10 protein-coding genes are annotated in these 12,821 nt (G+C 72.9%); 1 reads left to right on the forward strand and 9 read right to left on the reverse strand.

Annotated elements, in window-relative coordinates; translation table 11 throughout:
• Positions 1-4: 4 nt before the first annotated feature.
• From NHG27_RS00395 to ileS, 7 genes are all read right to left on the reverse strand, one after another.
• Positions 5-1,774, reverse strand: a complete 1,770-nt coding sequence (locus NHG27_RS00395) for an MDR family MFS transporter (RefSeq protein ID WP_497014380.1) — start codon at positions 1,772-1,774, stop codon at positions 5-7.
• A 79-nt stretch (positions 1,775-1,853) separates the two neighbouring features.
• Positions 1,854-2,486, reverse strand: coding sequence for a TetR/AcrR family transcriptional regulator (locus NHG27_RS00400; protein ID WP_497014381.1), 633 nt, complete (start codon positions 2,484-2,486; stop codon positions 1,854-1,856).
• 149 nt (positions 2,487-2,635) lie between these two features.
• Positions 2,636-3,403, reverse strand: coding sequence for a dihydroxyacetone kinase phosphoryl donor subunit DhaM (gene dhaM / locus NHG27_RS00405; RefSeq protein WP_193720963.1), 768 nt, complete (start codon positions 3,401-3,403; stop codon positions 2,636-2,638).
• 7 nt (positions 3,404-3,410) lie between these two features.
• Entirely contained in the window at positions 3,411-4,055 is a 645-nt protein-coding gene (gene dhaL / locus NHG27_RS00410) for a dihydroxyacetone kinase subunit DhaL (RefSeq protein WP_193720964.1), read from the reverse strand.
• An 85-nt stretch (positions 4,056-4,140) separates the two neighbouring features.
• On the reverse strand, positions 4,141-5,136 hold the full coding sequence (dhaK, locus tag NHG27_RS00415) for a dihydroxyacetone kinase subunit DhaK (RefSeq protein ID WP_497014382.1): 996 nt from the start codon (positions 5,134-5,136) through the stop codon (positions 4,141-4,143).
• A 213-nt stretch (positions 5,137-5,349) separates the two neighbouring features.
• Positions 5,350-6,798, reverse strand: coding sequence for a bifunctional folylpolyglutamate synthase/dihydrofolate synthase (locus tag NHG27_RS00420; RefSeq protein ID WP_193720966.1), 1,449 nt, complete (start codon positions 6,796-6,798; stop codon positions 5,350-5,352).
• Entirely contained in the window at positions 6,795-10,175 is a 3,381-nt protein-coding gene (ileS, locus tag NHG27_RS00425; RefSeq protein WP_497014383.1) for an isoleucine--tRNA ligase, read from the reverse strand. The genes NHG27_RS00420 and ileS overlap by 4 nt, the downstream gene beginning before the upstream one ends.
• A gap of 469 nt (positions 10,176-10,644) precedes the next feature.
• Here ileS and NHG27_RS00430 point away from each other — a divergent pair, with 469 nt between their 5' ends.
• Positions 10,645-11,430, forward strand: coding sequence for a DUF2306 domain-containing protein (locus NHG27_RS00430; protein ID WP_497014384.1), 786 nt, complete (start codon positions 10,645-10,647; stop codon positions 11,428-11,430).
• A 6-nt stretch (positions 11,431-11,436) separates the two neighbouring features.
• Here NHG27_RS00430 and NHG27_RS00435 read toward each other — a convergent pair whose 3' ends face one another.
• On the reverse strand, positions 11,437-11,673 hold the full coding sequence (locus tag NHG27_RS00435) for a hypothetical protein (RefSeq protein ID WP_193720969.1): 237 nt from the start codon (positions 11,671-11,673) through the stop codon (positions 11,437-11,439).
• A gap of 314 nt (positions 11,674-11,987) precedes the next feature.
• A complete protein-coding gene (locus tag NHG27_RS00440) occupies positions 11,988-12,809 on the reverse strand; it encodes an SDR family oxidoreductase (RefSeq protein ID WP_497014385.1) in 822 nt (273 codons plus the stop codon).
• Positions 12,810-12,821 lie beyond the last annotated feature (12 nt).

Genomic DNA, 12,821 nt, shown 5'->3' on the forward strand with positions numbered 1-12,821 from the left:
CCGGTCAGTTTACCGGCGCGTCCTGCCGGGCAGGGGCGCCCGGCGCGTCGCCGTCGCCCGGGACGCGCGCCCCGTCCGGCCCGACGGCGTCACGCACCCGGGCGTCCGGGTCGCCCTCCGGACCACCGGCAGCGTCCTCGACGCCCTCGACCAGCGCTCCCCGCGGGTCGGCGAGGGCCTCACCGCGCGCGACCATGCCCGCCTCGTTCGAGAGCGCGACCTCCTTGAGGAAGAGCGACAGCACGAAGCCGACCACGACGAGCGGCACGAGGTACCAGAACGCCGGGGCGAGAGCGTCCGTGAAGCCCTCGATCACGCCGGTCTTGATGGGTTCGGGCAGCGCCTGGACGGCGGCAGGGGTCAGGCTCGCCGCGTCGCCGCCTCCTGTCGCCGCCCCGCCCGGGATGACCTCGGCGAGGTTCGCGGTGAGCCGCGTGGTGAAGATCGTGCTGAACAGGGCGGTGCCCACGGCGGCGCCGATCTCGCGGAAGAAGTTGTTCGCGCTCGTCGCGGTGCCGATCTCGTGGGGGTCCACCGAGTTCTGGACGGCCAGCACGATCGTCTGCATGACGAGCCCCATGCCGGCACCCATGACGAAGATCATGGCGCCGAACAGCACCATCGACATGTCGCCCGTGATGTTGGTCAGCCAGACGATGCCCGCGGTCGTGATCGCGAGGCCGACGACCGGGTAGACCTTGTACCGGCCCGTCTTGGTGATCGCGAAGCCCGAGCCGATCGCGGTGATCATGACACCGACCATCATGGGCAGCATGAGGAAGCCGGACTCGGTCACGCCCGCACCGGTCGACATCTGCAGGAAGGTCGGCAGGAACGCGAGCGCGGAGAACATGCCCATGCCCAGGACCAGGCCGATGAGCGTCGCGATCGTGAAGGTGCGGTTCTTGAACAGGTGCAGCGGCAGCAGCGGCTCCTCGGCACGGTTCTCGACCACGACGAACAGGGCGATCGAGGCGAGGGTCGCGGCCACGAGGCCCAGCAGCATGGGGTCGGACCAGTCGTAGCCCGCGCTCGTGGTCAGGGACTCCCAGCTCGTGAGCAGGACGATCCCCGAGGTCCCGACGACCATGAAGAAGATGCCGGCGACGTCGATCTTGCGACCCGAGCGGTGGCTCGGGAGCTTGAGCGTGACCCAGGCGACGAGGAACGCCGCGATGCCGATCGGCACGTTGATCCAGAAGGCCCAGCGCCAGCCCGGGCCCTCGGTGAACCAGCCGCCGAGGAGCGGACCGATCACGGCCGCGATCCCGAACAGGGCGCCCATGGGGCCCATGTACTTGCCGCGGTCCTTGGCGGGGACGATGTCCGCGATGATCGCCTGCGACAGGATCATGAGACCACCGCCGCCGAGGCCCTGGACGGCTCGCCACGCGACGAGCTCGGGGAAGGTCTGGGCGAACCCGGCGCCCGCGGACGCGATCGTGAACAGGCCGATCGCGACGAGGAACGGCCAGCGCCGACCCCAGAGGTCGCCGAACTTGCCGTAGAGGGGCATGACGATCGCGATCGCCAGGATGTAGGCCGTGATGACCCAGCCCTGGTGCTCGACGCCGTGCAGCTCGCCCACGATGGTCGGCATCGCGGTGCCGACGATCGACTGGTCGAGCGACGACAGGAACATCGAGGCCATGAGCGCGCCGAAGATCAGCCAGACGGTGCGCTGCGTCAGCACGATGAGCGGCTTGCCGCTCTCGGCGGGCGACGCGCCGGCCCCGGCCGGCGCGGCCGGCGTCGTGGAGCGGGAGGAGGACATGAGGATTCCGTTCAGGTCGGTCGGGTCGTGAGGCACCCGGCGGACGCGAGCCGCCGGGCCGGAGGGTGCGTCTCGTCGGTCAGTGCGGCGAGGGGTCGGGTCCCGCGAGCGCACGGAGCTGGTCGACGACGGAGCCCAGGTGGTCGACGGGCTCGCCCGCACGGCCGAGCCGTTCCCATTCGAGCGTCGTGGTGCGCAGGAGGCTCATCACGACCATCACGAGGAGCTCGGGCTCGGGTACGAACGGGTGGTCCGCCCGGCGACGACCGAAGACGTCGAGGAGCCCCGTGCGCAGGTTCTCGACCCACCACATGTGGCGGGCGAGGAGCCGGTGCTCGCGCTCGACGAGCGCGAGCGCGCGGTGCACGCGGTCGAGGGACATCGCCTGGTGGGACAGGAGGTCGGCGACCAGCGCCTGGACGTCCGCGAGCAGGTCGCCCGTGGGGCCGCCCGCGACGAAGGTCCGGACCGCCTCGGGGGACGGGGAGAACTCCTCGACCCCGAGCACGGCGTCGTCCTTCGACGCGAAGTAGTTGAAGAAGGTGCGCGTCGAGACGCCCACCGAGGTGCAGATGTCCTCGACCGTGACACCGTCCAGCCCTCGTTCGAGCACGAGGGTCTGGGCGGCGTCGATGAGCGCCTCGCGGCGTTCGCGCTTCTTGCGCTCACGCAGCCCCGTGGGGGCCGCTGACGGTTCGACGACGTTCTGCACAGCACGCAACTTTACGCGTCGTGCAACTTTGCAGGCAATGCAGTCTTCGCGTGACACGTGTCACGCACTCGGCGCGGCACTCGGTGCGGCACGCGCCGACGGCGGGGGCCGGCGGCGGGGTCCGGCAGCGCCGTCCGGGCCGCGGCCCCTCAGACCTCTCCGAAGCCCTCCTCGACCGCGGCGACCGCCGCGTCCCTGGCCTCGTCCGCCTGCGGCCCCTCGGCCGCGACCACGAGCTCGCGGCCTCCGGTCGCACCGAGCTTCATCAGCTCGAGCACGCTCGCCGCGTTGACCCCGTTGACCGTGACCTTCGCGTCGTACCCCGCGACGAGGCGCGCGAGGATCGCCGCAGGGCGGGCGTGCAGGCCGAGCGGGTTGCGCAGCGTGACCGCGCGCGGGGCCCCGGGCGAGTCGTCCTCGATCCCCGCGGCACCGGCGAGCTGGTCGGCCGGTCCCGGGGCGGGGACGAACTCGCCCCCTCCCCCCGGCGCCCCCGCGCTCTGCGCGAACGTGCCGCCCGCGGCCTCGGCCGACGCGAGCACCTCCGCGAGGGAACCGCCGCCGTGGGCCGTGACCGCGGCGGCGACGGCCCCCTCGACGAACGGGGCGTCCGCGAGGACCACCCGGCCGTCGAGCGAGTCGTCCAGCTCGATGACGGACTCGATCGTCATGACCGCCGACCCCAGGTCGGCGAGCACGACGACCCCGTCGGTGCCGACGAGCCCTTCCTCGACCGCGGCGGACACCACGTCGTAGCTCGTGCCCAGGCTGCCGTCGTCCGTCCCGCCCGCGGGCAGGAGGAGGACCCCGGGCGCCATCTGGGCGGCGAGCTCGGCGACCCCTTGCGCGAGGCGGGCCGAGTGGGACACGAGCACCAGGGCGATCCGCGCGCGGTCGCCGACCTGTGGGGTAGTCATCGAGCCATCATTCACCGGGAGCGGTGGCCGCCGCGACCGCGGCCCGCAGGACCACGACCGTCGACGTCGCACCAGGGTCCTGGTGACCGATGCTGCGCTCGCCCAGGTAGCTCGCGCGCCCCTTGGTCGCGAGCATGGGGATCGTCGCGCGGGCCCCCTCCTCGGCGGCGGCGAGGGCCGCTTCGAGGACCCCCTCCGGCGAGGCCCCGGCGTCGGCCGCCGCGACGGCCGCGTCGACGGCCGGCTGCCAGGCGTCGACCATGGTCTTCTCGCCGGGCACGGCCTTGCCCCGCGCGGTGATCCCCTCGAGCGCGCCCTCGAGCAGCGCGACGACGGCCGACGAGTCGAGCTCGGCGAGACCCGTCACCTTGGCCGCCCGCAGGAACGCGGTGCCGTAGAGGGGGCCGGACGCGCCCCCCACCGAGGACATGAGCGTCGTGGCGACGAGCTTGAGCACGTCACCGATCTGTGCGGGCTGCTGCTCCAGCCCGTCGAGCTTCGCGACGACCGCCTGGAAGCCACGGTTCAGGTTCTCGCCGTGGTCGCCGTCGCCGATCTGGCGGTCCAGCTCGGTGAGCTCGTCCCTCGACGACACGACCATCTCCGCGGTGTCCCGCATCCAGCGCACAGCCCACGCAACGTCCAGCGTCATCAATCGCCCTTTCACTACTGTCCCGGGGCGGCTCGCGAGAACCGCCGACGGGGCGCCGTCCCCCGGCTCTCGGGAGCGGCCGGAGTCACCACCTCAGAGCGGCGGTGTGCACGGGCGCGTCCCAGAGCGCGGTCAGCTCGTCGTCCAGCCGGAGCACGGTGACCGAGGCCCCCTGCATCTCCAACGAGGTGACGTAGTTGCCCACGAGCGAGCGGGTGACCGCCACGCCGCGCGCCTCGAGCAGCCTCCGTGCCTGACGATAGACGACGTAGAGCTCGGACTGGGGCGTACCGCCCATACCGTTAACGAACAGCAACACTCGCTCCCCGCCCTCGAGCCTCAGGTCCTCGGCCACGGCGTCGACGAGCATGCCCGTGATCTCGTCCGCGGCCGCGAGCGGGATGCGGTGCCGTCCCGGTTCGCCGTGGATCCCGATCCCGATCTCGATCTCGTCGTCGCCGAGGTCGAAGCTGGGCTTGCCGACGTGCGGCACGGTGCACGCGCTGAGCGCGACGCCCATGGACCGGACGTTGGCGACCACCCGGCCGGCGATCTCGGTGACCTTGCCGAGGTCGTCCCCCCGGTCTGCGGCGGCCCCGGCGATCTTCTCGACCGCGACGGTCCCGGCCACGCCGCGGCGGCCCGCGGTGTAGAGCGAGTCCTCGACCGCGACGTCGTCGTTGACGAGGATGCTCGCGGCCTGCGTGCCCTCGGCCTCGACGAGCTCGAGCGCGGTCTCGAAGTTGAGCACGTCCCCCGTGTAGTTCTTGACGATCGCGAGCACGCCCGCGCCCGAGTCGGCGCCGAGGATCGCGGGCACGATCTGGTCCGGCGTGGGCGAGGTGAACACCGCCCCGGGCACCGCGGCGTCGAGCATGCCAGCCCCGACGAATCCCGCGTGCAGCGGCTCGTGCCCGGCGCCGCCCCCGCTGACGAGCCCGACCTTCCCGGGGACGGCCCCGCCCACGCGCGAGACGTACAGCGGCGCGCGGTGGACCTCGACCAGGTCCGCGTGAGCCAGCTCGAACCCGTCGAGCGACTCCGTGACCGCGTCCTGCGGGTCGTTGAGCAGCTTCTTCATGGCGCATCCCTCCGTCGGACTGCTGCGGCACCGGGCGGCCGCGTGCACTGCACGCGCGCCGGTGGCTCGTGCCCCGGCGCCCGTCCCCCCATCAAACACCCGCGCGCGCCCCCCGGCACGCAGGGAGCGCCCGGTCCGGGCGCGCGGCACCGGACGCCGACGGCGCGGGGCACCTCCCGGAGGAGGCGCCCCGCGCCGTGGTCGCCCGACGCGTCAGCCGCGTCCGAGCAGGATCCGCACGTCGGCCGCCGTGATGACCGACCCGGTCACCAGGACGCCCGTCCCGACGCCGACGCCCACGCTGTCGTCGCGCTCGGCCAGGTCGACCGCGATGGCGAGCGCCTCGTCGAGCCGCTCGGCCGTGTGGACCCGGTCCTCCCCGAAGACCTCCGTCGCGACCTCCGCGAGGTCCGTCACGTCGGCCGAGCGCTCGGCGCTGTTGCGCGTGATGACGACCTCGGCAAGGACGGGCTCAAGCACCGAGAGGATCTGCTCGGAGTCCTTGTCGCCCATGATCGCGACGACCCCGATGAGGTGCTCGAACTCGAACGCCTCGTCGAGCGCCGCGACGAGGGCCTCGGCACCCGCCGGGTTGTGGGCCGCGTCGACGATCACGGTCGGGCTGGACCGCAGGACCTCGAGGCGCCCCGGCGAGGACACGTCGCCGAACGCGGCCTCGACGACCCCGCCGTCGAGCGCGCGCCCGCCGGACAGCAGGGCCTCGGTCGCCGACAGCGCGAGCAGGGCGTTGTGCGCCTGGTGCTCGCCGATCATGGGCAGGAAGATCTGCGTGTACAGGCCTGCGGGGGTGCGCAGGTCGACGACCTGTCCCCCGACCGCCGGCGTCCGCCCGGCGACCGCGATGTCCTGGCCCTCGCGCAGGACGCGGGCGTCCTTGGCGGCCGCCGCCTCGATCACGATCGCCTCGGCCACGTCGCTCTGCTCGGCGAGCACCACGACGGCGTCCTGCTTGACGATGCCGGCCTTCTCGGTCGCGATCTCCTCGATCGTGTGCCCGAGCCAGCGCGTGTGGTCGATCGAGATGGGCGTCACGATCGCGACGTCGCCGTCGACGACGTTGGTCGAGTCCCAGCCGCCGCCCATGCCGACCTCGACGATCGCGACGTCCACGGGGGCGTCGGCGAACGCGGCGAAGGCCATGACGGTGAGCACCTCGAAGAAGCTCAGGCGGGGACCGCCGGCCTCCTCGGACTCGCGGTCGGCGACGCCGATGTACGGCGCGACGTCCTCCCAGATCTCGACGAAGCGCGCGGGGCTCACGGGCTCCCCGTCGATCGCGATGCGCTCGGTGACCGACGTCAGGTGCGGGCTCGTGAAGCGTCCGGTGCGCAGGCCGTGCTCGCGCACGAGGCGCTCGACCATCCGGGACGTCGACGTCTTGCCGTTGGTCCCGGTGATGTGGACCGTGCGGTAGGCCTTCTGCGGGTCGCCGAGGAGCTCGAGGACCCGCTCGACCCGCGCGAGCGTCGGGTCGATGTCGTGCTCGGGGGCCCGGTCCATGATGTGCGCGTACACCGTGGTCAGGTCCTCGAGCGCGGCGGCCTCCTCGGCCGTGCGCTGGTGCGCAGCACCTCCGGGACGCCGCGCGTCCTTGTCGCCCGGGCGCTCGCCGGCGCCACGGCCGACGCGGATGCCGCTCATGCTTGTGCTCCGGTCGAGCCGGACACGTCGGCGCCCGTGGTCGCCTTGGTCACGAGGACCTGGCGCTCGTCGGTCGGCGACAGGTCGATCGTGACGCTGACTGCGAGGGTCTCGCCCGCGATGAGCTCGCGGTGGTCCTCGACCGCGCCCTGCCAGGGGCCGGGCACCGAGAGGGACAGGTCGATGCGGTCCGACACCTCGAGGCCGGCGGCCTTGCGGGCGTCCTGCACCTCGCGCACGATGTCGCGCGCGTACCCCTCGGCCAGGAGCGCGTCGTTCAGCTCGAGGTCGAGGACCACGAAACCGCCCGTGGGCAGCACGGCTGCGGCGATCGACGGCGCCGCCGGGTCGGCCTCGTCGTGGCCCTGCTCGGCGAGCACCACGGTCGTCAGCTCGTACTCCGAGCCGAGCAGCGGCACGTCGCCGTCGGGCGTCTCGACGACGACGAACCCGTCGTCACCCACGCGCCACGCCCCGGCCTTGGCCGCCTTGATCACGGCCTGGACACCACGGCCCAGGCGCGGGCCGGCGGCCCGGGCGTTGACCGTGAGCTTCTGCGACACGCCGAACTCGTCGGCCGCGCCCGACTCGAGGTCGAGGAAGCGCACGGCCTTGACGTTGAGCTCGCGGGCGAGCAGGTCGGCGTAGGGCTCGAGCGCTGCCGGGTCCTCGGTCACGACGGTCAGGGTGCTCAGCGGCTGGCGCACGCGCAGCGAGTGCGCCTTGCGCAGCCCGAGCGAGAGCGAGGCGACCGAGCGGACCAGGTCCATCGAGGCGACCAGGGCGTCGTCGGCGACCAGGACGTCCGCGAGGGACTCCCCCGCGCCGTCCGCCCCACCGGCGGCGACGCTGGGCCAGTCGGTCAGGTGCACGCTGCGCCCGCCCGTGAGCCCGCGCCAGACCTCTTCCGAGAGCAGGGGCGCGAGCGGCGCCATGACGCGCGTGAGGACCTCGAGCGCCGTCCACAGGGTGTCGAACGCGTCGGCGTCCTCGTCCCAGAACCGGTCGCGCTGCGTGCGGACGTACCAGTTGGTGAGCAGGTCCAGGTGCTCGCGCACGGTCTCGCACGCCCCGGCGATGTCGAACGCGTCGAGCTGGGCCGTGACGGTCTCGACCAGGTCGTGCGTGCGGGCCAGCAGGTAGCGGTCGAGGGCCGGGAGGCCGGCGACGCGCTCGGGGGCCACGCGCCGGGCGGTGTACCCCGCGCCGTCCTGGGCGTTGTTGGAGTAGAGCGTGAAGAAGTAGTACGTGCTCCACAGCGGCAGCAGGACCTGGCGCACCGAGTCGCGGATGCCGTCCTCGGTCACGATGAGGTTGCCACCGCGCAGGATGGGCGAGCTCATGAGGAACCAGCGCATCGCGTCGGACCCGTCGCGGTCGAAGACCTCGTTGACGTCCGGGTAGTTGCGCAGCGACTTGCTCATCTTGCGCCCGTCGGAGCCCAGCACGATCCCGTGCGAGACGGCCGAGCGGAACGCCGGCCGGTCGAAGAGCGCCGTGGCCAGCACGTGCAGCGTGTAGAACCAGCCACGCGTCTGGCCGATGTACTCGACGATGAAGTCGCCCGGGTAGTGGTGCTCGAACCAGTCGGCGTTCTCGAACGGGTAGTGCACCTGCGCGAACGGCATGGACCCCGAGTCGAACCAGACGTCCAGGACGTCGGGGATGCGGCGCATGGTGGACTTCCCGGTCGGGTCGTCCGGGTTGGGGCGCGTCAGGTCGTCGATGAACGGGCGGTGCAGGTCCGTCACGGGCACCCCGAAGTCCGCCTCGAGCTCGGCGATCGAGCCGTAGACGTCGATGCGCGGATGGTTGGCGTCGTCCGAGACCCACACGGGGATGGGCGTGCCCCAGTAGCGGTTGCGGGAGATCGACCAGTCGCGCGCACCGGCGAGCCACTTGCCGAACTGCCCGTCGCGGATGTGCTCCGGGGTCCAGGTGATGTCCTGGTTGAGCTCGACCATGCGGTCGCGGAACTCGGTCACGCGCACGAACCAGCTCGAGACCGCCTTGTAGATCAGGGGGTTCCGGCAGCGCCAGCAGTGCGGGTAGGAGTGCTGGTAGGTCTCGTGGCGCAGCACGACGGCGCGTGCCCCGGGCTCGACGCGCGCGAGAGGGCCCGTGCCCTCCTTGAGGTCCTTGATGACCTTCGGGTTGGCGTCGAAGACCTGCTCGCCCGCGTAGTCCGGCACCTCGTTGGTGAAGCGACCGCGCGCGTCGACCGGCACGACGGGCACGATCCCCGCCGCGTCGCAGACCGCCATGTCGTCCTCGCCGAAGGCCGGGGCCAGGTGGACCACACCGGTACCGTCCTCGGTCGTCACGAAGTCCGCGACGAGCACCTGGTGGGCGTTGGGCCAGCCGGCCGCCGAGCGGTCGGTGAAGTAGTCGAAGGCCGGGGTGTAGCGCAGCCCCGCGAGGTCGGCTCCCTTGACGGTCGCCAGGACCTCGGCGTCCTCCCCGAGCTCCTTGACGTAGGCGCCCAGGCGCGCGGCCGCGAGAACGACCTTGTCCCCCGCCACCGCGGAGTCGGCCCCGGGGCGCACGACCACGTAGTCGACGTCCGGCCCGACGGCGACCGCCAGGTTGGAGGGGAGCGTCCAGGGGGTCGTGGTCCACACGAGCACGAGCGCGCCCGCCGCCGGGGATGCGGCGCCGTCCACGACGTCACCCGAGAGGCGCAGCCCGACCGTGAGCGCCGGGTCCTGACGCGACTGGTAGACGTCGTCGTCCATGCGCAGCTCGTGGTTCGACAGCGGCGTCTCGTCGCGCCAGCAGTAGGGCAGCACGCGGTAGCCCTCGTAGGCGAGGCCCTTGTCGTACAGGCGCTTGAACGCCCAGATGACCGACTCCATGAACGTGATGTCGAGCGTCTTGTAGTCGTTGGCGAAGTCGACCCAGCGCGCCTGGCGCGTGACGTAGTCCTTCCACTCGTCCGTGTACCTGAGCACGGACTCACGGCAGGCGTCGTTGAACGCGGCGATGCCCATGGCCTCGATCTGCGACTTGTCGGTGATGCCCAGCACGCGCTCGGCCTCGAGCTCGGCGGGCAGGCCGTGCGTGTCCCAGCCGAAGCGGCGCTCGACGCGCTTGCCGCGCATGGTCATGTACCGCGGCACCACGTCCTTGGCGTACCCCGTCAGGAGGTGCCCGTAGTGCGGGAGGCCGTTCGCGAACGGGGGGCCGTCGTAGAAGACGAACTCGTTGTCGCCGTCCTGGCCGGCCTCGCGGCGCTCGATCGACGCACGGAACGTGTCGTCCTTGGACCAGTACGACAGCACGCCGCGCTCGAGCGCGGGCAGGTTCGGGCTGGCGGGGATCTGGTGGCCCTGACCGTCAGGGGCGGTGTCGTCGGTGCGGTGCAGAGGGTAGGCCATGGCTCAGTGGCTCCATCGTGAGTGGCAGGCGGTGGTCCGGGACGTGCTCGTGCGAGGACGACCACCCCTCCCTGGTGACCGAGGGAGCGGGCGAGCCGCGGTACCACCCCGCTTGCCGTCGTCGGGCACCTCACGGAGCCCGAGCGGCGACCGCTCGACACGGCTGTGACGGGCCTACCCGTCCGGTTCTACTGGGGCGCCACGGCGTGGGACCTGTTCTTCCGGAGGCTCACCGGTGATGGCCGGGTCGATGCCTGTGGCCCCATGGTAACGCGCCGTCGGCGCGGGCACCGAGCCGATCGTCGAACCGGCGTACCGGAACGGTCGAGCGCGTGCCGGGGGCGGGCCACCACGTTTCCGGGGGGTCACCCTCCTGTCGGAGGGCCTCCCCGGGGCGGGACGCTGGGAACGCCCGACGGCGCCCGGACGGCGCCCCCGTCCCGCACCCCGACCCGAGAACGAGGCGACGATGCCCACTCCCTCCGAGGCCACGTCCACGACCGGCGCCCCGCGCGCCCCCGGGCGGACGAGCCCCTCGCACCCGGCCCGCCCGTCCCGCCGCTTCCGGCCCGGGCTCGTGTGGGTCGCGCTCAGCTCGATCGCCATGGCCGCGGTCCTGCTCACCTCCTACACGGGCGCGACGCTCGACGAGCTGGCCCAGGACGGCACGGGCCTCGCGTCGACGTCCGCGGACCGCCCGCCCGCGATCCAGCTCGCGTTCTACCTGCACATCGCGTTCGCGGGCGTCGCACTCCTGGTGGGACCGCTGCAGTTCGTGTCCCGCTGGCGCCGCCGCTTCCCACGCCTGCACCGCGTGCTGGGCCGGGTCTACCTGGTCGGGGTCGGGGTCGGCGCGCTCACGGGGCTCGTCGTCTCGACCGCGAGCTCGGTCGCCTTCCTCGGCTTCTTCGGGTTCGGCACGCTCGCGGTGCTGTGGGCCTGGACGGGCTGGAAGGCGTACCGCGCCGTCCGGACGGGTCGCGTCGCCGAGCACCAGGCCTGGATGATCCGCTGCTTCGCCCTGACGTACGCGGCCGTGACGCTGCGCCTGTGGGTCGGCGTCCTCGTGGCGGTCCAGACGCCGTTCGCCGGACCCGACGCCGACCCCGGGGTGCTCTTCGAGACCGCGTACGCCCCCGTCGCGTTCCTGTGCTGGCTCCCCAACATCGTGCTCGCCGAGTGGCTGGTCGCCCGGCGGGGCCTGCCCGGGCTGCGCATGAGCGCCGGCACGGTCGGCGACCGCGCAGCGGCCTGAGCCCGCCTACCTGCCTCGCGAGGACTGCCCGCGCCGCGCCCGGTAGGTGTCGATGTCGCGCGCGACGAGCCACTCGATGGTGAGCGCCCCGGCCGGGGCGGGCTGCGCCGTCGGGCCGTGGGCGGCCGACGGCACGCCGCCCCGCGAGGCCGCGGCGAACCACGGGTCGTGGGCGACCAGGCGGCCGAGCGGGTCGACGTCCGCGGAGACGGCGAACGGGTAGGCGTTCAGAGCGATGTTCATGGGAGGTCCTGAGGTCGAGGCGGGTGCTCACGAGGGCAGACCGACCAGGTCCGGAGAACTGATCGGTGACCATCACGCCCTCTCCCAGGAGGGAGGGGCGCGGCACTGCTCGCTGACACCAGGTCGCACGCTGCTGGAGCGTCAGCGAGCCCTCAACAACAGCTCGACGCGCGGACCGCCCACGGGCGCACCGGGAGCACCGGCGTGCTCAGGGGGTGCGCGGAGGGGGTCACGGGCGTCATCATGCCAGCCGGGCCGCAGACCGACAAGCGCGTCTCGGCCCAGGGTGCCCGCACCTCAGCCCGGACCGGCGCTCAGCCCCTGTCCGTCCGCGTCACGAGCGGCCCGCGGGCCAGGAGCGTGGTCGAGGACTGCGCGACGGGGCGCAGCACCAGGGTGTCGATCGCGACGTGCTGGGGCCGGGTCACGGCGAACGTCACGACGTCGGCCACGTCGTCCGCGGTGAGCGGGTTCTCGACGCCCTCGTAGACCGCGTCGGCCCTGGCCTGGTCGCCGTCGAACCGCGTCAGGGAGAACCCCTCCGTGCGGACCATGCCGGGCGCGATCTCCAGGACCCGGACGGGCTCGCCGTTGAGCTCGAGGCGCAGCGTGTCCGCGACCGCGGCCTGCGCGTGCTTGGTCGCGACGTAGCCCGAGCCGCCGCTGTACGCGTCGTGCCCCGCGGTCGACGTCAGGACCAGGACCGTCCCGAACCCCGCGCGGCGGATCGCGGGCAGGAACGCCTTGGTCACGCGCACCGTCCCCAGCACGTTGGTCTCGAACATCGCGCGCCAGCGGTCCAGGTCGCTCGCGTCGATCGGGTCCGTGCCGCTCGCGAAGCCCGCGATGTTGAGCACCGCGTGGACAGGTCCGCGGGCCTCGGCCTCGCGCACGAGGCGCGCGACGTCGGCCTCGTCCGTGACGTCGCCGACCACGGGATTGGCGCCCGTCTCGGCCGCGAGCGCGTCGAGCAGGTCGGCGCGGCGCGCGAACGCGACGACGTCCCACCCCTGCGCGCGCAGCCGGCGCACGGTCGCGGCGCCGATGCCGGACGAGGCGCCGGTCACGACGGCACGCAGGGTCGCGGGCACGGCGGCCTGCTCGGTGGACGGGGGCTGGGGCTGCGAGGTCGTCACGCTCCCTACCCT

It is taken from the genome of Oerskovia sp. 140933 (genome assembly GCF_059651515.1).

Excerpts from the sequence above, each read along its gene's own strand:
- NHG27_RS00395 (WP_497014380.1), bottom strand. The coding sequence starts at position 1,774 with ATGTCCTCCTCCCGCTCCACGACGCCGGCCGCGCCGGCCGGGGCCGGC.
- dhaM (WP_193720963.1), bottom strand. The coding sequence starts at position 3,403 with ATGACTACCCCACAGGTCGGCGACCGCGCGCGGATCGCCCTGGTGCTC.
- dhaL (WP_193720964.1), bottom strand. The coding sequence starts at position 4,055 with ATGACGCTGGACGTTGCGTGGGCTGTGCGCTGGATGCGGGACACCGCG.
- dhaK (WP_497014382.1), bottom strand. The coding sequence starts at position 5,136 with ATGAAGAAGCTGCTCAACGACCCGCAGGACGCGGTCACGGAGTCGCTC.
- NHG27_RS00420 (WP_193720966.1), bottom strand. The coding sequence starts at position 6,798 with ATGAGCGGCATCCGCGTCGGCCGTGGCGCCGGCGAGCGCCCGGGCGAC.
- ileS (WP_497014383.1), bottom strand. The coding sequence starts at position 10,175 with ATGGCCTACCCTCTGCACCGCACCGACGACACCGCCCCTGACGGTCAG.
- NHG27_RS00430 (WP_497014384.1), top strand. The coding sequence starts at position 10,645 with ATGCCCACTCCCTCCGAGGCCACGTCCACGACCGGCGCCCCGCGCGCC.
- NHG27_RS00435 (WP_193720969.1), bottom strand. The coding sequence starts at position 11,673 with ATGAACATCGCTCTGAACGCCTACCCGTTCGCCGTCTCCGCGGACGTC.